Annotated in this window: 26 protein-coding genes and 1 pseudogene; 11 read left to right on the forward strand and 16 right to left on the reverse strand. The window is 70.9% G+C overall.

The features are described 5' to 3' along the window. Positions 1-12: 12 nt before the first annotated feature. Positions 13-690 carry a hypothetical protein gene (locus ACIGO6_RS11985; protein WP_399874656.1) on the reverse strand — a complete coding sequence of 226 codons (678 nt, stop codon included), beginning with the start codon at positions 688-690 and terminating at the stop codon, positions 13-15. A 154-nt stretch (positions 691-844) separates the two neighbouring features. On the opposite strand from ACIGO6_RS11985, the gene gcl reads away from it, so the two are divergent. Then, positions 845-2,629 carry a glyoxylate carboligase gene (gcl, locus tag ACIGO6_RS11990; protein ID WP_399874657.1) on the forward strand — a complete coding sequence of 595 codons (1,785 nt, stop codon included), beginning with the start codon at positions 845-847 and terminating at the stop codon, positions 2,627-2,629. A 66-nt stretch (positions 2,630-2,695) separates the two neighbouring features. Here gcl and ACIGO6_RS11995 read toward each other — a convergent pair whose 3' ends face one another. The 5 genes from ACIGO6_RS11995 to ACIGO6_RS12015 form a co-directional block, all read right to left on the reverse strand. Continuing rightward, on the reverse strand, positions 2,696-3,331 hold the full coding sequence (locus tag ACIGO6_RS11995) for a TIGR04222 domain-containing membrane protein (RefSeq protein WP_399874659.1): 636 nt from the start codon (positions 3,329-3,331) through the stop codon (positions 2,696-2,698). Positions 3,332-3,389: 58 nt separating this feature from the next. After that, positions 3,390-3,638, reverse strand: coding sequence for a hypothetical protein (locus tag ACIGO6_RS12000; protein WP_399874660.1), 249 nt, complete (start codon positions 3,636-3,638; stop codon positions 3,390-3,392). Between the two features lie 604 nt (positions 3,639-4,242). After that, on the reverse strand, positions 4,243-5,706 hold the full coding sequence (locus ACIGO6_RS12005) for a catalase (RefSeq protein ID WP_399874662.1): 1,464 nt from the start codon (positions 5,704-5,706) through the stop codon (positions 4,243-4,245). A gap of 178 nt (positions 5,707-5,884) precedes the next feature. Next, positions 5,885-6,775, reverse strand: a complete 891-nt coding sequence (locus ACIGO6_RS12010; protein WP_399874664.1) for a 2-hydroxy-3-oxopropionate reductase — start codon at positions 6,773-6,775, stop codon at positions 5,885-5,887. Between the two features lie 48 nt (positions 6,776-6,823). Next, on the reverse strand, positions 6,824-7,663 hold the full coding sequence (locus ACIGO6_RS12015) for a TIM barrel protein (RefSeq protein ID WP_399874665.1): 840 nt from the start codon (positions 7,661-7,663) through the stop codon (positions 6,824-6,826). Between the two features lie 138 nt (positions 7,664-7,801). Here ACIGO6_RS12015 and ACIGO6_RS12020 point away from each other — a divergent pair, with 138 nt between their 5' ends. The 8 genes from ACIGO6_RS12020 (at position 7,802) to ACIGO6_RS12055 (ending at position 15,007) form a co-directional block, all read left to right on the forward strand. After that, positions 7,802-8,053, forward strand: a complete 252-nt coding sequence (locus ACIGO6_RS12020) for a hypothetical protein (RefSeq protein ID WP_399874666.1) — start codon at positions 7,802-7,804, stop codon at positions 8,051-8,053. Further along, entirely contained in the window at positions 8,050-8,418 is a 369-nt protein-coding gene (locus ACIGO6_RS12025) for a helix-turn-helix domain-containing protein (protein WP_399874667.1), read from the forward strand. Before ACIGO6_RS12020 ends, ACIGO6_RS12025 begins: the two co-directional genes overlap by 4 nt. A gap of 168 nt (positions 8,419-8,586) precedes the next feature. Beyond that, positions 8,587-9,096, forward strand: a complete 510-nt coding sequence (gene uraD, locus ACIGO6_RS12030) for a 2-oxo-4-hydroxy-4-carboxy-5-ureidoimidazoline decarboxylase (protein WP_399874668.1) — start codon at positions 8,587-8,589, stop codon at positions 9,094-9,096. A gap of 2 nt (positions 9,097-9,098) precedes the next feature. Further along, positions 9,099-9,500, forward strand: coding sequence for a hydroxyisourate hydrolase (gene uraH, locus ACIGO6_RS12035; RefSeq protein ID WP_031021333.1), 402 nt, complete (start codon positions 9,099-9,101; stop codon positions 9,498-9,500). 7 nt (positions 9,501-9,507) lie between these two features. Further along, a complete protein-coding gene (gene pucL, locus ACIGO6_RS12040; protein ID WP_399874669.1) occupies positions 9,508-10,443 on the forward strand; it encodes a factor-independent urate hydroxylase in 936 nt (311 codons plus the stop codon). Between the two features lie 64 nt (positions 10,444-10,507). Continuing rightward, entirely contained in the window at positions 10,508-11,923 is a 1,416-nt protein-coding gene (locus ACIGO6_RS12045) for a nucleobase:cation symporter-2 family protein (RefSeq protein ID WP_399874671.1), read from the forward strand. A 71-nt stretch (positions 11,924-11,994) separates the two neighbouring features. After that, a complete protein-coding gene (locus tag ACIGO6_RS12050) occupies positions 11,995-13,383 on the forward strand; it encodes an 8-oxoguanine deaminase (RefSeq protein ID WP_399874673.1) in 1,389 nt (462 codons plus the stop codon). Between the two features lie 235 nt (positions 13,384-13,618). Further along, entirely contained in the window at positions 13,619-15,007 is a 1,389-nt protein-coding gene (locus ACIGO6_RS12055) for a nucleobase:cation symporter-2 family protein (protein ID WP_399874675.1), read from the forward strand. Positions 15,008-15,095: 88 nt separating this feature from the next. On the opposite strand, the gene ACIGO6_RS12060 is transcribed toward ACIGO6_RS12055, so the two are convergent. The 6 genes from ACIGO6_RS12060 to ACIGO6_RS12085 all read right to left on the reverse strand — a co-directional run bounded on the left by ACIGO6_RS12060 (position 15,096) and on the right by ACIGO6_RS12085 (position 18,850). Continuing rightward, positions 15,096-15,518 (reverse strand): acyl-CoA thioesterase, encoded by a 423-nt coding sequence (locus ACIGO6_RS12060; RefSeq protein WP_399874677.1) that lies wholly within the window; start codon positions 15,516-15,518, stop codon positions 15,096-15,098. Between the two features lie 56 nt (positions 15,519-15,574). Beyond that, entirely contained in the window at positions 15,575-16,225 is a 651-nt protein-coding gene (locus ACIGO6_RS12065; protein WP_399874679.1) for a hypothetical protein, read from the reverse strand. 37 nt (positions 16,226-16,262) lie between these two features. Then, positions 16,263-16,862: a histidine phosphatase family protein gene (locus ACIGO6_RS12070; RefSeq protein WP_399874680.1), complete on the reverse strand. Its 600-nt coding sequence runs from the start codon at positions 16,860-16,862 to the stop codon at positions 16,263-16,265. 97 nt (positions 16,863-16,959) lie between these two features. Beyond that, positions 16,960-17,439, reverse strand: coding sequence for a hypothetical protein (locus ACIGO6_RS12075; protein ID WP_399874682.1), 480 nt, complete (start codon positions 17,437-17,439; stop codon positions 16,960-16,962). Positions 17,440-17,816: 377 nt separating this feature from the next. Continuing rightward, positions 17,817-18,023: a DUF397 domain-containing protein gene (locus ACIGO6_RS12080; RefSeq protein WP_399874684.1), complete on the reverse strand. Its 207-nt coding sequence runs from the start codon at positions 18,021-18,023 to the stop codon at positions 17,817-17,819. Beyond that, positions 18,020-18,850, reverse strand: coding sequence for a helix-turn-helix transcriptional regulator (locus tag ACIGO6_RS12085; protein WP_399874685.1), 831 nt, complete (start codon positions 18,848-18,850; stop codon positions 18,020-18,022). The genes ACIGO6_RS12080 and ACIGO6_RS12085 overlap by 4 nt, the downstream gene beginning before the upstream one ends. A 155-nt stretch (positions 18,851-19,005) precedes the next feature. On the opposite strand from ACIGO6_RS12085, the pseudogene ACIGO6_RS12090 reads away from it, so the two are divergent. Beyond that, positions 19,006-19,491, forward strand: a pseudogene (locus ACIGO6_RS12090) (ATP-binding protein). Here ACIGO6_RS12090 and ACIGO6_RS12095 read toward each other — a convergent pair. Then, on the reverse strand, positions 19,472-20,680 hold the full coding sequence (locus ACIGO6_RS12095; protein WP_399874687.1) for a pyridoxal phosphate-dependent aminotransferase: 1,209 nt from the start codon (positions 20,678-20,680) through the stop codon (positions 19,472-19,474). The pseudogene ACIGO6_RS12090 and the gene ACIGO6_RS12095 overlap by 20 nt on opposite strands. Positions 20,681-20,767: 87 nt before the next feature. Between ACIGO6_RS12095 and ACIGO6_RS12100 the strand changes: the two genes are divergently transcribed. Continuing rightward, complete coding sequence (locus tag ACIGO6_RS12100; protein ID WP_399874689.1) at positions 20,768-21,412, forward strand: winged helix-turn-helix transcriptional regulator; 645 nt, start codon at positions 20,768-20,770, stop codon at positions 21,410-21,412. 40 nt (positions 21,413-21,452) lie between these two features. On the opposite strand, the gene ACIGO6_RS12105 is transcribed toward ACIGO6_RS12100, so the two are convergent. The 3 genes from ACIGO6_RS12105 to ACIGO6_RS12115 all read right to left on the reverse strand — a co-directional run bounded on the left by ACIGO6_RS12105 (position 21,453) and on the right by ACIGO6_RS12115 (position 24,236). After that, complete coding sequence (locus ACIGO6_RS12105; RefSeq protein WP_399874691.1) at positions 21,453-22,271, reverse strand: hypothetical protein; 819 nt, start codon at positions 22,269-22,271, stop codon at positions 21,453-21,455. Beyond that, positions 22,271-23,545, reverse strand: coding sequence for a vWA domain-containing protein (locus ACIGO6_RS12110; protein WP_399874693.1), 1,275 nt, complete (start codon positions 23,543-23,545; stop codon positions 22,271-22,273). The genes ACIGO6_RS12105 and ACIGO6_RS12110 overlap by 1 nt, the downstream gene beginning before the upstream one ends. Positions 23,546-23,636: 91 nt before the next feature. Beyond that, on the reverse strand, positions 23,637-24,236 hold the full coding sequence (locus ACIGO6_RS12115; RefSeq protein ID WP_399874695.1) for a TetR/AcrR family transcriptional regulator: 600 nt from the start codon (positions 24,234-24,236) through the stop codon (positions 23,637-23,639). Positions 24,237-24,238: the final 2 nt, after the last annotated feature.

Here is a 24,238-nt window from a genome sequence, read left to right on the forward strand (position 1 = left end):
CGGAGCGACCACTCACCCGGCCGTGGCGTCCAGCGCCACGGCCGGCGCGTTCTCCGGGCGCGCCACGCCCGTGCGGTCGAGGACGAAGAGCGGAACGCCCAGCAGGTCGGCGCGGGCGCGGGCGTCCTCGGCGTACCCGGCGAGGGAGAAGTAGACGCAGCTCGCGGACTCCGCCATGGCCGTCAGCCACAGGCACTCCACGTCCCGCACCGAGGCCGGGGCCACCGTCGGATCCACCTGGACCACGATGCCCGGTGCGGCCAGTCCGATGCCGGAGAGGGGCCGCTGGTCGGCGCGGCGGACGTCCCGGTGGCCCAGTCCGCGCAGATACAGGACGGCCGCGGTGACCGCGTCGCGGGCCGTGCGGATCGGGACGGCCCGGTGGGCGGGCACCCGGGAGCCGGGGGTGCGGCCGGTGCGGCCCGTCGCCGCGTGGTCCACCGGCACGCACAGCACCGTCCCGCACGGACAGCCCAGCTCCGGCCGCGGCCACCGGCCCTCCGTCCCGCAGGCCCCGCAGCGCACGCCGATCCACTCCTCGTCCCAGGCCCGGTGGGTGACCGCGGACGCGGCCCGGCGCGGATCGAGCGCCGGGGCGACGGGCGCCCCGCACGCGCAGGGATACGACGGTGCCGTGTAGCGGTGCCGGCGCCCGCAGGCGGTGCAGCACACCGAGATGGTCTCGGACATGGCCCCATCGTCCTCTCTTGACGGCCCTCGGCCGCCCACTTACATTACTTCCAGATCGTAGAAATCAAATTTCGCTATACGGAAGTTGCTACGGAAGAGCTCACCGCGGGGCGCGACGGGCGTGCGAATCCGACAGCCGGAGCAGGAGTACTCGATGGCTCGTATGACCGCTGCCCGAGCGGCAGTTGAGATCCTCAAGCGCGAGGGCGTCACCGACGCGTTCGGTGTGCCGGGCGCGGCGATCAACCCCTTCTACGCGGCGCTCAAGGCCTCCGGCGGCGTCAACCACACCCTCGCCCGCCATGTCGAGGGCGCCTCGCACATGGCCGAGGGCTACACCCGGACCCACCCCGGCAACATCGGCGTCTGCATCGGCACCTCCGGTCCGGCCGGCACCGACATGATCACCGGTCTGTACTCGGCGATCGGCGACTCGATCCCGATCCTGTGCATCACCGGCCAGGCGCCGACCGCGGTGATCCACAAGGAGGACTTCCAGGCCGTCGACATCGCCTCGATCGCCAAGCCGGTCACCAAGATGGCCGTCACCGTCCTGGAGGCCGCGCAGGTCCCCGGCGTCTTCCAGCAGGCGTTCCACCTGATGCGCTCCGGCCGCCCCGGCCCGGTCCTGATCGACCTGCCGATCGACGTCCAGATGACGGAGATCGAGTTCGACCCCGAGACCTACGAGCCGCTCCCGGTCTACAAGCCGGCCGCGACCCGCGCCCAGATCGAGAAGGCGATCGGCATGCTGGGCGCCGCCGAGCGCCCGCTGATCGTGGCCGGCGGCGGTGTCATCAACGCCGACGCCGCCGATCTGCTGGTGGAGTTCGCCGAGCTGACCGGCACCCCGGTCGTGCCGACCCTGATGGGCTGGGGCCTGCTGCCCGACGACCACGAGCTGAACGCCGGCATGGTCGGCCTGCAGACCTCGCACCGCTACGGCAACGCGACCTTCCTGGAGTCGGACTTCGTCCTCGGCATCGGCAACCGCTGGGCCAACCGCCACACCGGCAAGCTGGACGTCTACACCGCCGGGCGGAAGTTCGTCCACGTCGACGTCGAGCCGACCCAGATCGGCAAGATCTTCGCCCCGGACTACGGCATCGCCTCCGACGCGAAGGCCGCGCTGGAGCTGTTCGTCGAGGTCGCCAAGGAGCTGAAGGCGGCCGGCAAGCTGCCCGACCGCTCCGCGTGGGCCGCCTCCGCCCAGGAGCGCAAGGCCACCCTCCAGCGCCGTACGCACTTCGACGACATCCCGATCAAGCCGCAGCGCGTCTACGAGGAGATGAACAAGGCCTTCGGCCCGGAGACCCGGTACGTCTCCACCATCGGCCTCTCGCAGATCGCCGGCGCCCAGATGCTGCACGTCTACCGCCCGCGGCACTGGATCAACTGCGGCCAGGCCGGCCCGCTCGGCTGGACCGTCCCGGCCGCGCTCGGCGTCGCCAAGGCCGACCCCGAGGCCCAGGTCGTGGCGCTCTCCGGCGACTACGACTTCCAGTTCATGATCGAGGAACTGGCCGTCGGCGCGCAGCACAAGATCCCCTACGTCCACGTCCTGGTCAACAACTCCTACCTGGGCCTGATCCGTCAGGCGCAGCGCGGGTTCGACATGGACTTCCAGGTCAAGCTGGAGTTCGAGAACATCAACTCGCCCGAGCTGGGCGTCTACGGCGTCGACCACGTCAAGGTCGCCGAGGGCCTGGGCTGCAAGGCGATCCGGGTGACCGACCCGAACGAGCTGGGCGCGGCCCTGGAGCAGGCCAAGAAGCTCGCCGCCGAGCACCAGGTGCCGGTCGTCGTCGAGGCGATCCTGGAGCGCGTCACCAACATCTCCATGTCGGGCACCAACGACATCAGCAACGTCGTGGAGTTCGAGGAGCTGGCGACCGAGCCCGGGCACGCCCCGACGGCCGTCAGGACGCTGAAGGCCTGATCCGTACAGCACGTAACGAGGGCGGTCCGTCACCGACGGGCCGCCCTCGCGCATGCCCGGGGTCGCTCAGTCCCCGCCGCCCCCGCCGCAGCTGCCCGCGTGGTCCCCGTGGCCCGGGCCCCAGTCGCCCGTGACCGAGTCCTCGTACTCGTCGCGCCACCTCAGGAACCTGCCCCGGCCCAGGGAGAAGCGCCCTCCATCGGCCGGGGCGGCCGGGTTCATCAGCCCGGCGCGCAGGGCGAAGCGCGGCAGGAGCAGGCGCAGGGCGGCATCGCCGTGCAGGGCGACCGCGAGCAGCGTGTCGTCGTCCGACAGCCCGTGCCTGACCGCCGGCAGCGGGTGCCGCGCCCGCCAGAACTCCACCTGCCGGCGGGCGCCGCGGGTCGGCCCCAGACGGGGATAGCGCAGCAACCCCTCCTCCGCGAGCGGGATGCGCGTCAGGGCCACCGCCAGGCGCACGTCGGGGTGCCGGACCAGCTCCCGGGCGGTGAGCGGCACGCGCAGAGAGTCCAGCACCGTCCCCGCGAACGGACCCAGCTCCTCCGGCTCCGGCCCCGTCGCGCACAGCGTCCTGCGCGGGCCGGTCTCGACGGCGCCCTTCAGGTGCAGGGCGACCACCGCCACCGTGACCGCGCCCGGCGGCCCGCCGCCCAGCAGCGCGACCTCGTGCGGCTCCCATCCGATCTCCGTGGCACCGTCCATCGCCTCACCCCCCGTGTGTCAGGGGATGTGCCCGCCGACGGGGGTGCCTACGCCCGCGTCAGCCCTCGTGGTGCTCGTGCAGTCCCGGCCACTCGTCCGGGCCGCCGCCCTGCCACTCGACCAGCTCGCTCTCCTCGACGTCGGTCACGTACAGGTCGGCCAGTCGCAGCATCTCGGCGACGTCGTCGACGTGCGAGGCGACGCCCAGTGTCTCGTCGCCGGAGGTGACCCGGCGGGAACCGTCGAGGGCCGGGGCGTGGACCACGATGTGCGGGTGCTCCGGTGGGGGTGTGGTGGGAGGTGCCATGACTTCAGGCTGCTGCGGCGGCCGGGAATCCGCACCCCGGGACGCCGAAGAACGCCGGGAAGCGGAAACGCCGAGAAGCGGGGGGGGGGGGGGCGGGGGCCCCCCCCGCCGGGCCCGCCGGGGGGGGGGGGGGGCGGGGGGGGGGGGCGCGGGGGGGGGGGGGGGGCGGGCCGGGCCCCCCCCCCCCCCCCCCCCCCCCCCCCCCCCCCCCCCCCCCCCCCCCCCCCCGCCGCCGCGCCCCCCCCCCCCCCCCCCCCCCCCGCTTCTCAGCCGGTGAAGGTTCTTCACATGGTGACCGTCCGGCGGCGCGAGGCTGGGCGCGACAGGTCGTTCGCGCCGCCGGACGGAGTCTTCGGGCCTCTTCGGTGCAGAGGCGGGTGTGGCTGGGACCGCGGCGGTGCGACGGGACCGGACGCTGCTCCCCTCAGGTCGTAGGAGCAGCTCCGGGCCTTTCACCACCGCACTGGCTCGCAGGCCGCCGCGGTCCTCGCCCTGCCCGCGCCGACACCGGGCGGCCACCCCTCATCCGGGCCGCTCCGGTGCCTTCGCAGGCCGCGCACACGGTTCCGGCCTCCCCGCCGGGTGCCGTGCGCGAGCTGGTGGATCAGTCCTCGCGCAGGGCGCGGACCGCCTCCTCCACGCGCTTGCCGTACTCCGGGTCGGCGGCGTGGAAGTGCGCGAGGTTCCGCTCGACCACGTCGTTGCGGGAGACCTGGGACAGACCGCCGGCGATGTTCGCCACCAGACGCTGCTTCTCGTCCTCGGACATCAGGCGGTACAGCTCACCGGCCTGGAAGAAGGGGTCGTCCTTGGTGTGCTGCGGCGCCTCGTGGGTGCCGGTGTGGCCGGAGACCTCGAGCGGGGCGGCCAGCGGGCGGCCGGTCTCGACCGGGCCCTCGTAGGAGTTCGGCTCGTAGTTCTTGGCGCCGCGGCCCTGCGCGTTGGCGGCCATGAAGCCGTCGCGGCCGTAGTTGTTCGCGCCGCCGGGCACCGCCTTCGGGGCGTTCACCGCGAGCTGGGTGTGGTTGACGCCCAGGCGGTAGCGGTGCGCGTCCGCGTAGGCGAACAGGCGGCCCTGGAGCATCTTGTCGGGGGAGGGGCCGATGCCCGGAACGAAGTTGTTCGGGGAGAACGCGGCCTGCTCGACCTCGGCGAAGACGTTGTCCGGGTTGCGGTCCAGCACCAGCCGGCCCACCCGCTTGAGCGGGTAGTCGCCGTGCGGCCACACCTTGGTCACGTCGAACGGGTTGAAGCGGTAGTTCGCCGCCTCGGCCACCGGCATCAGCTGCACGTGCAGCGTCCAGGACGGGTACACGCCCCGCTCGATCGCCTGCACCAGGTCCGTCTGGTGCGAGGTCGGGTCCTCGCCCGCCAGCTTCGCGGCCTCGTCGGCGGTCAGGCAGCGGATGCCCTGGTCCGTCTTGAAGTGGTACTTGACGAAGTACGACTCGCCCTTGGCGTTCGTCCACTGGTAGGTGTGCGAGCCGAAGCCGTCCATGTGGCGGTACGACGCCGGGATGCCGCGGTCGCCCATCAGCCAGGTCACCTGGTGCGTGGCCTCGGGGGAGTGCGACCAGAAGTCCCAGACGTTGTCCGGCTCCTGGCGGCCCGAGAACGGGTCGCGCTTCTGCGAGTGGATGAAGTCGGGGAACTTGATCGGGTCCTTGATGAAGAACACCGGGGTGTTGTTGCCGACGAGGTCGTAGTTGCCCTCTTCGGTGTAGAACTTCAGCGCGAAGCCGCGCGGGTCGCGGACCGCGTCCGCGCCGCCCAGCGAGTCGGCCACGGTGGAGAAGCGCAGGAAGACCTCGGTGCGCTTGCCGACGGTGCTCAGGAAGTCGGCGTGCGTGTAGTCGGTGACGTCGTCGGTCACCTCGAAGTGGCCGTAGGCGCCGGAGCCGCGGGCGTGCACCACGCGCTCCGGGATGCGCTCGCGGTTGAAGCGGGCGAGCTTCTCCAGGAGGTGCTGGTCCTGAATGAGGAGGGGGCCGCCGATGCCGGCGGAGGCGGAGTTCTGGTTGTCGGCGACCGGGGCGCCGGACTCTGTCGTGAGCACGCGCTGCGACATCGGGGACCTTCCGTGCGAGGGGTCAGCGGAAACCTGTTTCCGCTTCGTGGAGCCTAAGTTCGGGTATCGGACACGTCAACAGTTTGTTGAAGTGGGTTCCGGGCGGCGCCGCCGCTCGGGCGCGACAGGACAGGTGTCAGCGGCGGCGCCGCCCGGAGGTCTCATGAGGTGCCCGCGGTCAGAGCTGGGCGCCGGACAGGCGCTCCACGGCCCGCAGCAGGGCCGAGTGGTCCAGGCCGCCGTCGCCCTGGGCGCGCAGGGACGCGACCAGCTGGGCGACCACGGCGCCGACCGGCAGCGCGGCACCCACGTTGCGGGCGGCGTCGGTGACGATGCCCATGTCCTTGTGGTGCAGGTCGATGCGGAAGCCCGGCTTGAAGTCGCGGGCCAGGAAGTTGTCCTTCTTCCGCGTCAGCACGGTCGAGCCGGCCAGGCCGCCGTTGAGGACGTCGAGGGCGGCCTTCAGGTCCACGCCCGACTTCTCCAGGAAGACCACGGCCTCGGCGCACGCCTGGATGTTCACGGCGACGATCAGCTGGTTGGCGGCCTTCACGGTCTGGCCCGAGCCGTGCGGACCGCACAGCACGATGGTCTTGCCGAGCGCCTCCAGGAGCGGCTTGGCCTCGTCGAAGTCGGCCTGCTCACCGCCGACCATGATGGACAGCACGGCCTCGATGGCGCCGGCCTCGCCGCCGGAGACCGGGGCGTCCAGGACGCGGATGCCCTTGTCCTTGGCGGCCTTCGCGAGATCGATCGAGGTCTGCGGGGTGATCGAGGACATGTCGACCAGCAGCGCGCCGGACTTCGCGTTCTCCAGGATGCCGTCGGGGCCGTAGGCGATGGCCTCGACCTGGGGCGACGCGGGCACCATGGTGACGATGACGTCGGCGTCGCGCACGGCCTCGGCGATCGAGCCGGCCACGGTGCCGCCGGCGGCGGACAGCCGGTCCAGCTTCTCCTGCTCCAGGGTGAAGCCGGTGACCTGGTAACCCGCCTTGATCAGGTTCTCGGACATGGGGGAGCCCATGATGCCGAGACCGATCCAGGCGACCTTGGGGAGCGTGCTCATGATGGGTACCTCTCTGAAAATCTGCGAAAAGTTCCGGCGGTGTGGCGCTCAGCGGGCCGCGCGGGCCTCGGCCGGCAGCCAGTCGAAGGCCTCCGCGCTGGGACGGTCGCCCGGCTTGTACTCCAGGCCGACCCAGCCCTCGTAACCGGCCTTCTTCAGCTGGTCGAGCAGCTCCTCCAGCGGGAGGGAGCCCGTGCCGGGGGCGCCGCGGCCCGGGTTGTCGGCGATCTGCACGTGGCCGGTCTTCGCGGCGTACTGCTCGATGACCTGCGGCAGGTCCTCGCCGTTCATGGACAGGTGGTAGAGGTCCATCAGGAACTTGGCGTTGCCCAGTCCGGTGGCCTCGTTGACCTTGTCGACGACGCCGACGGCGGCCGGCGCCGACACCAGCGGGTACAGCGGCGACTCGGGCTTGTTGAGCGCCTCGACCAGCAGGATCGCGCCGATCCGGTCGGCCGCGCGGGCGGCGAGGACCAGGTTCTCCAGCGCGAGCCGGTCCTGCTCGGCCGGGTCCGCGCCCTCGACGCGGTTGCCGTACAGGGCGTTGAGGGCCGTGCAGCCCAGCGACTTGGCGAAGTCGGCGGCCACGTCGATGTTGGCGCGGAAGCGGTCCGACTCCTCACCGGGGATCGACAGGGCGCCGCGGTCGGGGCCCGGCAGCTGTCCGGCGTAGAAGTTCAGCCCGGTGAGCTGGACGCCCGCGTCCTCGATCGCCTTCTTCAGGGCGTCGAGCTCGGACTGCTCGGGGGTGGGCGAGTCGATCCAGGGCCACCACAGCTCGACCGCGGTGAAGCCGGCCGCGGCCGCGGCCGCGGGACGCTCCAGGAGCGGGAGTTCCGTGAAGAGGATCGACAGGTTGACGTTGAAGCGCTGGTCTGCGAATCCCATGGGGTGCCGCGCTCCCTTCCGTTTCGATCGTGTTCCGCATTACGGAAGTTCGTTTCTGCGTAATGGAAGATTGCCGGTGGAGCGTCGCCCTTGTCAAGAGGGGTCGGCGGAATCGTCACCGCGCGTTAGGTTGACCGGGTGCGATTGAGAGTGGAGTTCACGACCGAGCCCTTCGACCTGGACGAGGCGCCCGCGCACGCGGTGGTCGCCCGTGAGGTCGTCGAGGCCGCGGAGCTGGACGCGGTCGACGTCGGCCCGTTCGGCAACACCGCCGAGGGCGGCGCCGACGCGGTGCTCACCGCCGTCGACGCCCTGCTGCGCCGGTCCCTCGAGGCGGGGGCCACCCGGATCTCGCTCCAGGTCAATGTGGTCGAGGCGGGCGAGCGGTGACCGGGCCGGGGGAGGAGCCCTTCATCGCGGCAGTGAAGCCCCTGATCGACGCCATCGGCGGCGAGATGGTGCCGCCGGACGAGGCGGACCAGGACGACGTGGTGCTCTCCTGGGAGGGCGTCGACGTGGTCGCCGTACGCCTGCCGCAGCTCGCCGACTCCCTGGACCACATCCTCGCCGCGCTGGAGCGCCGGCAGGGCAGGCCGCTCGCCGAATTGGACCGCAGGGCCAAGCAGGAGGTGGTGCGGATGCTGGAGGCGCGCGGCGCCTTCTCCGTGCGCCACGGGGTGGAGACCGTCGCGGGCGCCCTGGGCGTCAGCCGCTTCACCGTCTACAACTACCTGAACCGCGAGAAAGGTGCCTGACCCGCCAAGGGACTCCTGACCAGGCACAACTCTCTGAACAGCAAGCCGCCGTCCGGTGACCGGACGGCGGCTTTCGTTACCCCGAATTTTCAACAAAGTGTTGACGGCTTGTTTCCGAGGGCGTTAGCTATCGGCACGCCCGTTCAGCACAAGGCCACGGAGGCTCCCGTGACGTCCCTTTCCGCGTCGGGCCTGGCCCGATTCAACGCTCTCGAGGAGTCCGCGGCGCTCGCCGAACTCCACGAGGCGTGTGCCTCCACGGCGTGGGCCCGGCACCTGCTCGCAGCCCGCCCCTTCACCACCGTCGAGGACCTGTACACCGCCAGCGACGCCGCCATGGCCGAGCTGACGGCGGACGACCTCGCCGAGGCGATGGCCGGGCACCCGCCGATCGGCCGCCCCAAGCCGGGCGACCCGACCTCCTCCCGGGAGCAGGCCGGAATGGCCGGCGCCTCGGAGGAACTCAAGGCGGAGATGCTCGAACTCAACCTGGCCTACCAGGACAAGTTCGGCCACGTCTTCCTCATCTGCGCCACCGGCCGGACCGGCGAGCAGATGCGGGACGCGGTCAAGGAGCGGATCGGCAACTCGCCCGAGCAGGAGCGCGAGATCGTCCGCACCGAACTGGGGAAGATCAACCGCATCCGCCTGACCCGACTCGTCGAACAGGACGCCTGACCATGAGCACCAGCACCACCGCCTCCGTGTCCACGCACATCCTGGACACCAGCGTCGGCCGCCCCGCCGAGGGCGTCGCCGTCCAGCTCGCCGCCCGCGCCGGCGGCGACGCGGACTGGCAGGCACTCGGCGGCTCCGCGACCGACGCCGACGGCCGGTGCAAGGACCTCCCGGCCCTGCCGGAGGGCACCACACACGTACGGCTCGACTTCGACACCGAGACGTACTTCGCCAAGAAACAAGCCGCGGCCCAGCAGGACGCCCCCGCGCTCCGGGACAGCGAGAACGGCCGGCCCGTGTTCTTCCCCGAGGTCACCATCACCTTCGCGGTGGTGCCCGGTGAGCACTACCACGTTCCGCTGCTGCTCAACCCGTTCGGCTACTCCGTTTACCGAGGGAGCTGACCGACACATGACCCGTTTCGTCCTGGGACAGAACCAGTACGGCAAGGCAGAGAACCGCGTCGTCAAGATCACGCGTGACGGCGACACGCACCACATCAAGGACCTGAACGTCTCCGTCGCCCTCTCCGGCGACATGGAGGAGGTCCACCGCAGCGGGTCCAACGCCAACGTCCTGCCGACCGACACCACCAAGAACACGGTGTTCGCCTTCGCCAAGGAGCACGGGATCGAGAGCGCCGAGGACCTCGGCGTCAAGCTCGCCCGCCACTTCGTCGACAACAACGAGCCGATCCACCGGGCCCGCATCCGCATCGAGGAGTACGGCTGGGAGCGGATCGAGACCTCCAAGGGCGGCGCCCGCTTCGTCGGCTCCGAGGAGATCGCCCACTCCTTCGTCCGCAAGGGCCAGGAGACCCGCGTCGCGCAGATCACCTACGACGGCCACGGCATCCAGGTGCTCTCCGGATTCAAGGACCTCACCGTCCTGAACTCGACCAACTCCGAGTTCTTCGGCTACCTGAAGGACAAGTACACCACCCTCAAGGAGGACTACGACCGCATCCTCGCCACCACCGTCTCCACCTGGTGGCGGCACAACTGGGACGGCATCGACTCGCACGCCCCCGACTGGGACCGCTCCTACAACGGGGTGCGCAAGCACGCGCTCCAGGCGTTCGCCGAGACCTACTCGTACTCGCTCCAGCAGACCCTCTTCGAGATGGGTGTGCGGGTGCTGAACTCCCGCGACGAGGTCGACGAGATCCGCTTCTCGATGCCCAACAAGCACCACTTCCGCTCGGACCTGTCGCCCTTCGGGATCGACAACGAGGCCAAGGACGGCGCCGTCTACTACGCCGCCGACCGCCCGTACGGCCTGATCGAGGCCACCATCCTGCGCGACGGCGCCGAGCAACTGATCCCGGTCGACATGACCAACCTCTGACGCGGGACGCGCGCCACCGGCCCGGCCACCGGGGCCGGTGGCGCGCCACACCGGAGGGAACACCATGGCACAGCCTGCAACGGAGCCGGCGAAAGGCTCAAGTTCCACCCCGTCACCGGAGCACATCGAGGACGCCGTCACGTCCGTGCACCCGGTCGACGAGAAGCTCCACCCCTCGCGGCTCGTCCCCGCCGCACTCCAGCACATCGCCGCCATGTACGCAGGCGTTGTCACTCCTCCGCTCATCATCGGACAGGCCGTCGGCCTCGACATCGAGGGCCGTACCCGGCTGATCGCGGCGAGCCTGCTCATCGCGGGTATCGCCACCCTGATCCAGACCCTCGGCGTGAAGGGCTTCGTCGGCAACCGCCTGCCGTTCGTCAACGCCGCCTCCTCGGCCGGCATCGCGCCCATCCTCGCCATCGCCGAGACCAACAGCGAGGGAAGCCAACTCCCCGCCATCTACGGCGCGGTGATGGTCGCCGGTGTCTTCTGCCTCGCCGTCGGCCCCTTCTTCGGCCGACTGCTCCGCTTCTTCCCGCCCCTGGTCACCGGCGTGGTCATCACCCTCATCGGCGTCACGCTGATGCCGGTCCCGGTCGGCTGGGCGCAGGGCGGCGACGAGACGGCGGTCGACTTCGGCTCGATGAGCAACCTCGCGCTCGCCGCCTTCACCCTCGCCGTCATCCTCGTGATGCAGCGCTTCGGCAAGGGCTTCCTCAAGCAGGTCGCCCTGCTCTTCGGCCTGCTCATCGGCACCCTGGCCGCCATCCCCTTCGGCATGGCCGACTTCAGCGGCATCCAGTCCGCCCCGGTCGCCGCGCTGCCCACGCCGTTCGCCTTCGGCGCCCCCGAGTTCCAGCCCGCCGCCATCCTGTCGCTGTGCATCGTGATGCTGGTGCTGATGACGGAGTCGAGCGCCGGCATGCTCGCCCTCGGCGAGATCTGCGACCGCCGCGCCGACTCCAAGGTCATCACCCGCGGCCTGCGCACCGACGGCCTCGCCACTCTGGTCGGCCCCGTCTTCGGCGGCTTCCCCACCTCCGCCTTCGCCCAGAACGTCGGCGTCGTCTCCCTCACCCGGGTACGCAGCCGCTACGTCGTCGCCGTCGCCGGCGCCACCCTGCTGGTCCTCGGCGCCTTCCCGGTCCTCGGCGCGGTCGTCTCCCTGGTTCCGATGCCGGTCCTCGGCGGCGCGGGCATCGTCCTGTTCGGCTCGATCGCCGTCAGCGGCATCCGTACGCTGTCCGAGGCCGGCCTCGACGACAGCTCCAACATCATCCTGGTCGCCGTGGCGCTCGGCGCGGGCATCATCCCGCTGGCCGCCCCGACCTTCTACGCCGAGTTCCCGGCCTGGGCGCAGACGGTGCTCGGCTCCGGCATCAGCGCCGGCGCGCTCGTCGCGGTCACGCTCAACCTGTTCTTCCACCATCTCGGCACCCGCAGCCGCCCCGCGGCCGCGGCACTCAAATCCTCCTAGGGTCCTGCCGTGCCCTCCCCGTGGGTACTCACTCCCCGCCCATGGGCCGCACTGAATGACAAGGAAGCAGCATGGCAGCAGCAACGGCAGCCGAGCGCGTGGTGATCGAGAACGGTGCGATCGCCACGGTGGACGCCGGCGACACCGAGTACGCCTCCGGGCACCTCGTCCTCGCCGGCAACCGCATCGAGTCCGTCGGCGCGGGGCAGGCGCCGCAGGGCCTTGAGAACGTCGTACGCCGGATCGACGCGACCGGCCACCTGGTCACCCCCGGCCTGGTCAACACCCACCACCACTTCTACCAGTGGATCACCCGGGGCCTGGCCACCGACCACAACCTGTTCAACTGGCTGGTCGCGCTGTACCCGACCTGGGCCCGCATCGACGAGCCGATGGCCTACGCGGCCGCCCAGGGCTCCCTCGCGATGATGGCCCGCGGCGGCGTCACGACCGCCATGGACCACCACTACGTCTTCCCGCAGGGCTCCGGCGACCTCTCCGGCGCGATCATCCGCGCCGCCCGCGAGATGGGCGTCCGCTTCACCCTCGCCCGCGGCTCCATGGACCGCGGCGAGTCGGACGGCGGCCTGCCGCCGGACTTCGCCGTGGAGAGCCTCGACGGCGCGCTCGCCGCCACCGAGGCCACCGTCAGGGAACACCACGACGCCTCCTTCGACGCGATGACCCAGGTCGCCGTCGCCCCCTGCTCCCCCTTCTCCGTCTCCACGGAGCTGATGCGCCAGGGCGCCGAACTGGCCCGCCGGCTCGGCGTACGGCTGCACACCCACGGCTCGGAGACCGTGGAGGAGGAGAAGTTCTGCCACGAGCTGTTCGGCATGGGACCGACGGACTACTTCGAGTCCACCGGCTGGCTCGGCGAGGACGTGTGGATGGCGCACTGCGTCCACATGAACGACGCCGACATCGCCGCCTTCGCCCGCACGAAGACCGGCGTCGCCCACTGCCCGTCCTCCAACGCCCGCCTCGCCGCCGGCATCGCCCGCGTCCCCGACATGCTCGCCGCCGGCGTCCCGGTCGGCCTCGGCGTCGACGGCACCGCCTCCAACGAGTCCGGCGAACTCCACACCGAACTGCGCAACGCCCTCCTCATCAACCGCCTCGGCGCCCACCGCGAGGCCGCGCTGAACGCCCGCAAGGCGCTGCGCCTCGGCACCCACGGCGGGGCCCAGGTGCTGGGCCGGGCCGCCGAGACCGGCTCCCTGGAGGCGGGCAAGCTGGCCGACCTGGTGCTGTGGCGGATGGACACCCTCGCCCACTCCTCGATCGCCGACCCGGTGACCGCCCTGGTCTTCGGCGCCGCCGCCCCGGTCACGGCCTCGTTCGTGAACGGCCGCCAGATCGTCGAGAACGGCAGGCTGCTCACCGTCGACGAGGACGCCGTCGCCCGCTCCACGCGCGACGAGGCGCGGCGGCTGGCCCGCATCGCCGCGCAGGGCTGACGGACGGACAACTGAACACCATTTGATCTCCGGCCGGGAGGGACGGCTCCCGGCCGGTAACCGTGGACCCGAGCGGGGTCCACGGCGGCCGTCTCCGGGGCGTGCGCCCATGCGCACGCCCCCGGAGCGGTCACCGTTTCCCAAGACGGTCCGTCACGGTCCCGCACGACCACTTGCACCACCTCCCTGACAGATGCGTCCCACTCGACGCGTAAACGACCGGAGGAACGCCGCCGTGGCCGACCACCCTGTTGACGAAAAACTCCCGCCACTCAAGATGGCGACGACCGGCCTGCAGCACGTGGCCGCGATGTACGCCGGAGTAGTCGCCCCGCCCCTGATCGTCGGCGCGGCCATCGGCCTCTCCGCGACCGAACTCACCTTCCTCACCGGCGCCTGCCTGTTCACCGCGGGCCTCGCCACCTTCCTGCAGACCCTCGGCATCTGGAAGATCGGAGCTCGCCTCCCCTTCGTCAACGGCGTCACCTTCGCCGGAGTCGCCCCCATGACCGCGGTCGTCGCCGCCACCGACGACAAGTCCGACGCGCTGCCGATCATCTTCGGCGCGGTCATCGTCGCCGGCCTCCTCGGCTTCATCGCGGCACCCTTCTTCAGCAAGGCGATCCGCTTCTTCCCGCCGGTCGTGACCGGCACGGTCATCACACTGATCGGCATCTCGCTCCTGCCCGTCGCCTTCGGCTGGGCACAGGGCTCCAGCCCCACGGCCGACGACTTCGGGTCGGGGACCAACCTGGGCCTGGCGGCGATCACCCTCGTCATCGTCCTGCTGCTGCGCCGCTTCACCCGCGGCTTCGTGAAGCAGATCGCCGTGCTGCTCGGCCTGGTCGCGGGCACGATCATCGCGATCCCGTTCGGCGTCACGGACTTCGGACCGGTCGCGGACGCGGACATCGTCGGCTTCCCGACGCCGTTCCACTTCGGCGCCCCGCAGTTCCAGGTCGCCGCGATCCTCTCCATGTGTGTGGTGATGGTGGTCTCGATGACCGAGTCCACCGCCGACATGCTCGCCCTCGGCGAGATCGTGGACCGCAAGGCCGACGAGAAGACCATCGCGGCCGGCCTGCGCGCCGACACCCTCGGCTCGGCGATCAGCCCGGTCTTCAACGGCTTCATGTGCAGCGCCTTCGCACAGAACATCGGCCTGGTCGCGATGACCAAGATCCGCAGCCGCTACGTCGTCGCCGCGGGCGGTGGCTTCCTGGTGCTGATGGGCCTGTGTCCCATGGCAGCCTCGCTCATCGCCGTCGTACCGCGCCCCGTGCTCGGCGGCGCCGGGGTGGTCCTGTTCGGCTCGGTCGCGGCCAGCGGCATCCAGACCCTGGTGCGGGCCTCCCTGGACAAGGACAACAACGTCCTGATCGTGGCCGTCTCCCTGGCCGTCGGCCTGATCCCGATCGCGGCGCCGGAGTTCTATCACGCGTTCCCGGAGAACGCGAAGATCATCCTCGACTCGGGCATCTCGACGGGCTGTGTGGCCGCCGTCCTGCTCAACCTGGTGTTCAACCACATCGGCGGCCGTGACCGCGACGCGGAGGAAGTGACCCACCCGATGGAGGCGGGGGAGGAGATCACCGAGGCGTCCCGGGCCACGGCCGCGCCGTGACCCCACCACCGCGCGAACCCCGGGCATTACGAGGGCCGGCGCCTCCACCGAGGCGCCGGCCCTCGTCGTCGTGCGAGCGGGGATGCCGCTACAGCCCGAACAACCCCGGTTCGGCCGCCAGTTCCTTGAACCGCTGCCGCGGGTCGGCGACCAGCTTGCGGGCGGTCAGGTCCATGAGCCCGCCGAGGCCCTCGACCTCGGCCGCGACCGTGCCGTCCGCCTTGCGGATGACCTGCCGGATCCGGAAGGTCTTGCCCTCGCTCCACTCGAACGCACAGCTCACCGTGACCTCGTCACCGGCGAGCAGCTCGCGCCGGTAGCGGACGGTCGTCTCCAGGGCCACGGGCCCCACCCCGCGGGCGACCAGATCGGTCTGCCGGATCCCGGCCGCCTGGAGCAGCGACCAGCGGGCGTGCTCGGCGTAGTTCAGATACACGGCCTGGTTGAGATGGCCCTGCGTATCGGTCTCGTACCCGCGCACCGTCACGGGCACGGAAAACGGCTCGCTCACCGCTGCTGCCTCTCCTCGTGGACGTACTGACCGACCGATCCTGACACGAGGGCCCGTCACACCTTCCGCGGGGAGGCCAGCAGATAACGCACCCGCGTCCGCGGCTCGGTGTGCTCGCCGACCTGCCAGCCGGCGCCTTCCAACGTCGCCGCACAGCCCCGCAGCGCGGTGCCGTCCGGCTCGTACACGGCGACGGCCTCCGGCTGTGGCGTCGCCCGCACCCGGTACCCGTCATCGCCGTCGGGACCGGCCGGACGGTGCCCGGCCGCCTCCAGGGCGAGCGCGGCGGCCCGCACGAGATGCGTCCGCTCCCAGGCGCAGGGCAGGTCCGTCGCCCCATCGGGCCGGGTCATGCGACGCAGCTCCAGCAACCCCTGCCAGGCGCCGCGCACCTCCCGCAGCCGCGCGGCGCCGTCACCGCCGGCCGACGCCTCCTCCCCGCCCACCCGCGCGGCGAACACACCCCCGGCGCCGGGCCGACCGGGCTCCTCGGAACGCGGGGTCTCCGCTTCCTCTTCCTCGGGCGCCTCCCGTATCCGATGCCCGGCCGGAGTCAGGAAGTGGTCGTGCGGCGGCCGCGGATGCCGAAAGGCGAGCCCCCGCTTCACCAGCGCCGCGAGCTGGGCCTCCGTGCCCTTGAGGCGCCCGGTCACGGGATCGGCGGCGTCGATGACCCGCCGCTGCGCGGCGGTCGGCGACAGTGCCACGGCGTCCTCCTCCCCTCACCGTTCACGTCTTCGAAGACTACGATGGCGGTCTGACATTCCAGGCGGCGATCACCGGCCGCGCATGCTCGGTGCCCAGCCGGCACAGCGTCCCCGTGCCCAGCTGGAACAGCGCCCCGTGCGACGGCGGAAGCCCCAGATGCCGCGCGGTCAGCACCCGCAGGAAGTGCCCGTGGGCGACCAGCACCACACACCCCTCGGTGTTGGCGAACGCGGCCTCCACCCGCGCCAGCACCCGGTCGGCCCGCTCCCCGACCTGCTCCGGCGTCTCCCCGGGGTGCTCCGGCGGCCCGGGCACCACCCCGTCCGTGAACAGGAACCAGTCCGGCCGGGACCGATGGATCTCGACCGTCGTGATCCCCTCGTACCCTCCGTAGTCCCACTCGTGCAGGTCCGGCTCGACCCGCACCCCTTGCAGCCCGATCAGCTCGGCCGTCTCCCGGGCCCGCTGGAACGGGCTGACGAACGCGGCCCCGATCCGATGCGACCGGATCAACGGCACCAGACTCCGCGCCTGCTCCCGCCCGTGCTCGGTCAACGGCACATCGGTCAGCCCGGTGTGCCGCCCGGACCGCGACCACTCGGTCTCCCCATGCCGAACCAGAAAAAGATCACCCATGCCGCCCAGGCTACGACCGGAGTCCCGAGTCACCCCGGAACGCCGACTGCTCGATGGAGGAAGTCGGCGACGGTTTCGGCGTCCCCGACCCACTCCGTCAGACTCCCGCGAGCCCCCGAAGCTCGCGCATCGCCGGGTTTCGGGACAGTGCCGGATGGTGAAGTTCGAGGTACTCCACACCGTCGGTGATGAATGACCGGACTCCGGACATGTATTCGTCAAACGAGCAGCTGGGATGCGGCGTCGGAACCGTGCGCGTAGATGTGAACTGCACCTGATCGCCTGCCAGTTCCAGTCGGATGACGTAGGTGTTCTCTGTGAAATCGATCTCCGCCACCCCGGCGGACTCCAGGCTTTCCAGCGAGTACCCCAGAGTGAACATGATGTCGATCAATGGGGGTCGATCAGCCGAAAGGAACGCGTGACCGTCCACGATGAAGTCGACCGGGTACTCGAAGAATCCATAGCGCAAATCCGTTGCGCCGAGAGCGGCCAGGTCGACTCGACCGGCCTGCCAGGCCTGCTCGTAGCCAGCTCCGATGTCCCTGCGACTGTCAGGCGTGAACTTGATCTGCAAGGATTTTTTCCGTCTTCTCTGGCGAGGTCCGTGGCTGCCGGGGCTGGTCGCAGAGGCGCTCATCCGCTTCGAGTCCGCCCCCGGCTCAGGCGGTGATGTGGGCGACTGAGAGGAACAGGAACCCTGGCCGATGCAGAGCCGGGCGCCATGCGCTTCCGCCTTTACCACCTGCCCGCCCGCCTCGCCCGGCGCCGGTGGTTCCAGTGTCCGGGCCCGTGGAGCCCGGCGCCGCCGCAGCGACACCTGACGCCCCACTCGGCATCACCGCTGACGCATCGCAACGAGCACGACCTCGAAAGCGTTTCGGATCAATATGCGCACACTGACCCTCCGTGGCCAGTCCCGGAGCTGGACACGGAGCGAAGGCAGGTCATGCGTCAGTGGACGGCGGCGTACGAGACGAAGGACGTCCACTGCTGCGGCCCGAAGGTGAGCTGGGCCCCCTGCACATCCTTTGAGTCCCGTACGTGAACAGTGACGGGGGCGAAGGCGATCTCGACGCACTCCGGGCCGTCGTTCGTGCTGTAGCTGCTCTTGAACCACATCAGCTCGGAGCCGTTCCCCGCTGGAGGGTTGGTCATCATGTCTCTCCCAGCACTTTCTCGATGAAGGCCATGGACTCACTGGGCGTGAGGGCCTGGGCACGGATGATTCCATAGCGGATCTCAAGGACCTGGACCTCCTTGGGATTGGAGATCAGGCGGCTGGTGAGCTGGACCTCGTTGTGCCCCACCGTGTCGCCCGCCTTGAGCTTCAGCAGCTGGAGCGACCCCGCGAGACCGGCGTGGTCCTCGCGGTTCGTCGGCATCACCTGGATCTCTACGTTCCGCAGTTGGCCGACCTCCAACAGACGTTCGAGCTGCTTCCGCATCACCATTCTGCCCTGGAGCGGGCGGCGCAGCGTCACCTCTTCCTGGACAAAGCTGAAGATCGGAGCCGGCTGCTGGTCGAAGATTTCCTGACGGGCCATCCGTGCTGCGACGAGGCGTTCCAGCTCCTCCTCGGAGAAGAGCGGGCGGCGCATGCCGTACAGCGCCCGTGCGTACTCCGGTGTCTGAAGCAGGCCGTGGACGACTGTGTTCGCGTAGGCACACAGCTCGATGGCCTCCGCCTCCAACTTGGCCAGGTCCCGCACCTTCTTCGGGTACCGGGCCTCCTCCACGTCCTTGCGCAACCCGGCGATCACCCCGCTCGCCTCGAGAGCCTGGTCCGCCGCCTCAAGGAACTGCGGCTTCGGCGCCCGCCGCCCCCGCTCCGCCGAGGACACCTGTTCCTCGCTGTAACCGATCGCCGTGCCCAACTCGGCCTGCGTCAGGCCGGCTCGCTCCCGGCACATCTTGATGACCTTGCCGACCGTCCGTAGTACGGCGGCCGACTCGTCGTCCACGTCCTGCTGCCCCGTCACCCTCACGCCCGACACCTCCACGCGTCGCCCGGACCCAACTCCCCACCGGCGCAGGACGTCACCCGCCACACCAGGACAGACCCGGACGGCGACCGTACAGTGACTCTGCGTACTCCCGGTGATGCTGGCCAGCGTAGAGTCGAGTGACCACGCTGAGTGACATGAACGTCGAGATTGACCATCGCATCGCCCCACCGGGTGCCGACCGCCAGTTCGTCATCCGTCTGTCCGCCACCCGCAGGGGCGCCCGCCTGGCCCGGCACCTGGCGGCCCAGCAGTTGGACGCATAGGGCTGGCCCAACGACTCGGAGGCGAACCGAACAGTCGCGCTGGTGGTGGCCGAACTCGCTGCGAACGCGGTGGTGCACGGGCGAGTGCGGGGGCGTGACTTTCGGCTTCGGCTCACCCTGTATTCACGGGGAACTGCCGCGCTCCGCATCGAGCTCACCGACCCGCGTCCGGACCGTCGCCCGCCGGTGCCCGGGGCCGTCGAACTCCCCGCCTTCGATGCGGAGTCCGGGCGGGGGCTTCTCCTCGTCGAGGCCCTGGCCACCCACTGGGGAACGACGTACGGCGACCCGTACACCAAGACGGTGTGGTGCGAGGTCGCCCTCGCCGAGGTGGCGGTTACTGGCGGTACCCGCTGAGGAACCGTCCGATGCGGCCGATCGCCGCCTCCAGGTCCTCCGCGTGGGGGAGGGTGAGGATGCGGAAGTGGTCGGGGGTCGGCCAGTTGAAGCCGGTGCCCTGGACGACCTGGATCTTCTCCCGCAGGAGCAGGTCCAGGACGAACTTCTCGTCGTCGTGGATCTTGTGGACGGACGGATCGATGCGCGGGAACGCGTACAGCGCGCCCTTCGGCTTCACGCAGGAGACACCGGGGATCTCGTTCAGCTTCTCCCAGGCGACGTTGCGCTGTTCGTGGAGCCGGCCGCCGGGAGCGGTCAGCTCGCGGATGGACTGGCGGCCGCCGAGCGCGGCCTGGATGGCGTACTGGGCGGGCGCGTTGGCGCACAGGCGCATGGAGGCCAGCATGGTCAGGCCCTCCAGGTAGTCCTTCGCGTGCTGCTTCGGGCCCGTGACCACCAGCCAGCCGGAGCGGAAGCCCGCCACCCGGTACGTCTTGGACAGGCCGCAGAAGGTGAGGACCACCAGGTCGGGGGCGAGGGCGGCGGCCGAGTGGTGGACGGCGTCGTCGTACAGGATCTGGTCGTAGATCTCGTCGGCGAAGACCATCAGGCCGTGGCGGCGGGCGAGGTCGAGGACGCCCTCGACGATCTCCTTGGGGTAGACGGCGCCGGTGGGGTTGTTGGGGTTGATGATGACGACCGCCTTGGTGCGGTCGGTGATCTTCGACTCCATGTCGGCCAGGTCGGGGTACCAGTCTGCCTGCTCGTCGCAGAGGTAGTGCACCGCCTTGCCGCCGGCGAGGGTGGTCACCGCCGTCCAGAGGGGGAAGTCGGGGGCGGGGATCAGGACTTCGTCGCCGTCCTCCAGCAGGGCCTGTACGGCCATGGAGATCAGTTCGGAGACGCCGTTGCCGAGGAAGACGTCGTCCACGTCGACCTCCAGACCGAGGGTCTGGTAGCGCTGGGCGACGGCACGGCGGGCGGAGAGGATGCCGCGGGAGTCGGTGTAGCCGTGCGCCTGCGGCAGCATGCGGATCATGTCCTGGAGGATCTCCTCCGGCGCCTCGAAGCCGAACACGGCCGGGTTGCCGGTGTTGAGGCGGAGCACGCTGTGGCCCGCCTCCTCCAGCGCGTTGGCGTGCTCGATCACCGGGCCGCGGATCTCGTAGCAGACCTCGCTGAGCTTGTTCGACTGCCGGAACTCCATGAGCAGCTTCCCCTCCGGTATCTGGTGTTGCTTGGTTTTACCAAGTAGGAGCTTGGAAAGTCCAACAACTTGTCTACACTGCGTCGCATGTCACCTCGTCCTCGCCGAAGCTACGACCAGTACTGTTCCGTCGCCCGCGCGCTCGACGCCGTCGGCGACCGCTGGACCCTGCTGATCGTCCGCGAGCTCCTCGCCGGTCCGCGGCGCTACACCGACCTGCACGCCGATCTGCCGGGCGTCAGTACGGACGTACTCGCCTCGCGGCTGAAGGACATGGAGCGGGAGGGGCTGGCCACCCGGCGCCGGCTGCCCCCGCCGGGGGCGGCGTACGTCTACGAACTCACCCCGCGCGGACGTGAGTTGCTGCCCGTCCTGGAGGCGCTCGGGGCGTGGGGCGCCGGTGAGCTGGGGGAGCGGCGGCCCACGGACGCGGTGCGGGCCCACTGGTTCGCGCTGCCCCTGCTGCGGGCCCTGCGGGCGGCGGGAGTGGGGGAGGGGGTGGTCGAAGTCCGTCTGGAGGAGGGCGACTTCCATCTGTACGCCGGTGCGGAGGGCGAAGGTCCCGTGTACGGGGACGGGCCCGCCCCCGGAGAGCCCGACGCCCGGCTGGTGCTGGACGCCGGGACGTGCGCCGCCCTCAGCCGCGGGGAACTGGACCTGCGCGACGCGGTGCGGGACGGGCGCGTCGAGGTGACCGGCGACGGGGCGGCGGCCAAGGTGCTCAGGGGTTGAACGTCAGGAGGCCCGCCGGGGCGGGCCTCCTGACGGGGACTCACGCGCCCGGCGGTACCCGCGACGGGCGTCCGGAGCCGCGCGTCAGCGCGTACCCGCCGATGCCCGCCAGCGCGGCCAGCACCGCGCCGATCCCGGTCCACACCCACCGGTCCGACCACCAGCCCGACGACCAGCCGTCCTCGGGCTCGATCGCGGACAGCACGGCGCCGCGCTCCGAGTCCTCGTCCTCGCCGGACTTCGCCGCTATGCCCGGCACCAGCGGCTCGGACAGTGAACCGTCCACCGCGGCGGCTCCGCCGATGTCCTTGGAGTCGACCCGGATCTCGGTGCCGACCGGGACGCCGAGGTCGGACGTCGGGAGGTTCACCGCCGTCAGCCGGACGTAGTACGTGCCCGGCAGCGGGTCGTTGGCCCACGGCTCGGACCAGGCGCGGACCGTGCGCAGCACGCAGGCCAGCTCCACGGAGGGCGTGCCCTCGGCCGCGGTGCGGGTCTGGGCGCCCCACTGGCAGGCCTGGCGGCGGCGCAGACCGTCGTACACGTCGATCCGCCAGGTCTCGGCGGCGTGCGTCTCGGGCAGCTTCACCGTGGCCTTGACGGTGGGGCGCTGTCCGGCGTCCGCCGGGAACGACCAGTACAGGTAGTCGCCCGCGGAGCCGTTCGCCGTGGCCTGCTGGCCCTGCTCGATCTCCGTCGCCGTACGGAAGGACGTGCCCGCCGTGGTCGGCGCACCGCCGTCACCGCCGTCCTCCGACGCGCTCGCGGAGGGCGAGGAGTCGGCCACCGCGGGCGCCGCGGCGAGGCCGAGCAGCAGCAGTGAGGTGCTCAACGCTCGGGTGATACGGGTGATGCGCATCAGTTGGTCCTCCAGACAGCGAACCGCCAGCGCGACAGCCAGCCCCACAGCAGACCGGCGAGGAACCCGACGAGCACGAGTACGCCGAGCAGCCACCAGCCGCGTCCGAGGCCGAAGGCGGCCACGTCGTCGGCGTCGCTCGGGCCGTCCACGACGTCGACCGTCAGCTCCAGCGGCAGACCGGGGGTCGTCTTCACCCCGGAGGCCACGGAGAAGGAGTTGGTGACCTGGAGGCACACGGCCTCCGCGGCCGGCTTGTCGGCGTCCGCGTCGTCGAGCTCCGGCTTCGGGTGGCGCAGGCCCGTCGAGATCACGTCCGTACGGCCGTTGTCCGCCGCCTCACCGCGTACGATCTCCCGACCGTGCACCGTGACCGCCCGCAGCAGCACCCCGTAGGACGGGTTCACGGCGCGGTCGGCGGACACGCTCACCGAGGCGCGCAGCTCCTGGCCGGGCAGTACGTCCACCCGGTACCAGCGCTGCTGCCCGAACTCCTCGCGGTCGGTGTACAGCCCCGACTTCAGCGTCGGCGCCTTCGCGCAGGTGTCCGCGCCCTCGGTGGCGACCGGTGTCACCACCGGGTCGGCCGCCCGGTCCACCAACTGGTTGACCTTGTCGGTGAGTTCCTCGGTGTGCTCGACGGAGGTGTACGTCCCGCCGGTCGCCTCGGCGATGCAGCTGAGCTGCTGCCGCATCTTGGCGTTGGGGACCAGGCCCAGCGTGTCGATGGTCAGCCCGATGCCCTTGGCGGCGATCTCGCGGGCCACCTCGCACGGGTCGAGCGGGGCGCAGGTGTCCTCGCCGTCGCTGATCAGCACGATCCGCTTGGAGCCGTTCCCTCCGTCGAGGTCGTCGGCCGCCTTGAGCAGCGCGGGGCCGATCGGCGTCCAGCCGGTGGGTGAGAGGGTCGCCACCGCCGTCTTGGCCTCGGTGCGGTCCAGCGGGCCGACGGGGTAGAGCTGCGCGGTGTCCTTGCAGCCCGTCTTGCGGTCGTCGCCCGGGTAGTTGGCGCCCAGGGTCCGGATGCCGAGCTGCACCTCCTCCGGTGTCGCGTCGAGCACCTCGTTGAACGCCTGCTTCGCCGCGGCCATCCGCGTACCGCCGTCGATGTCCCGGGTGCGCATCGAACCGCTGACGTCGAGCACGAGGTCGACCTTCGGTGCGTCCTGACCCGTGGGTTCACCGGCGGCCGCTCCGGCCGGGAAGGCGATCCCGGCCGCCAGCGCGGCGAGCAGGGCACAGGCACCCGCCGCCAGCCGTGTTCTTGTGATCATCGGCGGATCTTATTGATCAAGGGTGTCCGGCTCCAAAACGGCAGGTGGTGCTCGCCGGGCCCGTGACCGACGCACCGTCAGCCGTGCCGCCTCACCCTCGTGGATGCCGGTCGACGATCCCCTCGACGATCCGCATCACTCGGTCCCCGGCCCGGTCGATGCTCCCGTTCTGCGTGCTGACCTGTGCGCCTTCGAGCGCGAAGGTGATTTCGGCCGCGGCCTGCTCGGGGTCGGACAGTCCGGCCTCGGTGCACATGCCGACCAGCCGGCGGGTCTGCCGCGCCTTGTGCTCCTCGATCACCTGCCGCGCGGGATGGGAGCGGTCGGGCAGTTCGGCGAGGGAGTTGATGAACGGGCAGCCCCGGTGGGAGAGCGTCGGCAACCCCTCGGCGATGAAGCGGGCCACACCCAGGATCTGCTCCCTGGGCCGGCCGGGGTGCTCGGCCTCGACCCGGTCGAAGGCCGCCTGGTAGTCGGCGGCGACGATGCGCAGCCACTCCGCGACCAGGGCGTCCTTGGTCTCGAAGTGCCGGTAGATCGCCATCTTGGTGGTCTCGGCCTTCTCGGCGATCGCCTGGACGCCCACCCGCCGGATCCCCTCGCTCTGGAAGAGCTCTTCCGCCGCGTCGAGGATGCGCTCACGGGGCGGCAGTTTCGCCACCCTGCTCGGCCTGCCGGCGGTCGATGTCATGC

The organism is Streptomyces sp. NPDC053750 (assembly GCF_044544295.1).
GTDB lineage: Bacteria > Actinomycetota > Actinomycetes > Streptomycetales > Streptomycetaceae > Streptomyces.

Excerpts from the sequence above, each read along its gene's own strand:
- ACIGO6_RS12045 (WP_399874671.1), top strand. The coding sequence starts at position 10,508 with ATGGCACAGCCTGCAACGGAGCCGGCGAAAGGCTCAAGTTCCACCCCG.
- ACIGO6_RS12070 (WP_399874680.1), bottom strand. The coding sequence starts at position 16,862 with ATGGGTGATCTTTTTCTGGTTCGGCATGGGGAGACCGAGTGGTCGCGG.
- ACIGO6_RS12105 (WP_399874691.1), bottom strand. The coding sequence starts at position 22,271 with ATGCGCATCACCCGTATCACCCGAGCGTTGAGCACCTCACTGCTGCTG.
- ACIGO6_RS12100 (WP_399874689.1), top strand. The coding sequence starts at position 20,768 with ATGTCACCTCGTCCTCGCCGAAGCTACGACCAGTACTGTTCCGTCGCC.
- gcl (WP_399874657.1), top strand. The coding sequence starts at position 845 with ATGGCTCGTATGACCGCTGCCCGAGCGGCAGTTGAGATCCTCAAGCGC.
- ACIGO6_RS12110 (WP_399874693.1), bottom strand. The coding sequence starts at position 23,545 with ATGATCACAAGAACACGGCTGGCGGCGGGTGCCTGTGCCCTGCTCGCC.
- ACIGO6_RS12015 (WP_399874665.1), bottom strand. The coding sequence starts at position 7,663 with ATGGGATTCGCAGACCAGCGCTTCAACGTCAACCTGTCGATCCTCTTC.
- ACIGO6_RS11985 (WP_399874656.1), bottom strand. The coding sequence starts at position 690 with ATGTCCGAGACCATCTCGGTGTGCTGCACCGCCTGCGGGCGCCGGCAC.
- uraH (WP_031021333.1), top strand. The coding sequence starts at position 9,099 with ATGAGCACCAGCACCACCGCCTCCGTGTCCACGCACATCCTGGACACC.
- ACIGO6_RS11995 (WP_399874659.1), bottom strand. The coding sequence starts at position 3,331 with ATGGACGGTGCCACGGAGATCGGATGGGAGCCGCACGAGGTCGCGCTG.
- pucL (WP_399874669.1), top strand. The coding sequence starts at position 9,508 with ATGACCCGTTTCGTCCTGGGACAGAACCAGTACGGCAAGGCAGAGAAC.
- ACIGO6_RS12005 (WP_399874662.1), bottom strand. The coding sequence starts at position 5,706 with ATGTCGCAGCGCGTGCTCACGACAGAGTCCGGCGCCCCGGTCGCCGAC.
- ACIGO6_RS12115 (WP_399874695.1), bottom strand. The coding sequence starts at position 24,236 with ATGACATCGACCGCCGGCAGGCCGAGCAGGGTGGCGAAACTGCCGCCC.
- ACIGO6_RS12080 (WP_399874684.1), bottom strand. The coding sequence starts at position 18,023 with ATGATGACCAACCCTCCAGCGGGGAACGGCTCCGAGCTGATGTGGTTC.
- ACIGO6_RS12010 (WP_399874664.1), bottom strand. The coding sequence starts at position 6,775 with ATGAGCACGCTCCCCAAGGTCGCCTGGATCGGTCTCGGCATCATGGGC.
- ACIGO6_RS12000 (WP_399874660.1), bottom strand. The coding sequence starts at position 3,638 with ATGGCACCTCCCACCACACCCCCACCGGAGCACCCGCACATCGTGGTC.
- ACIGO6_RS12050 (WP_399874673.1), top strand. The coding sequence starts at position 11,995 with ATGGCAGCAGCAACGGCAGCCGAGCGCGTGGTGATCGAGAACGGTGCG.
- ACIGO6_RS12095 (WP_399874687.1), bottom strand. The coding sequence starts at position 20,680 with ATGGAGTTCCGGCAGTCGAACAAGCTCAGCGAGGTCTGCTACGAGATC.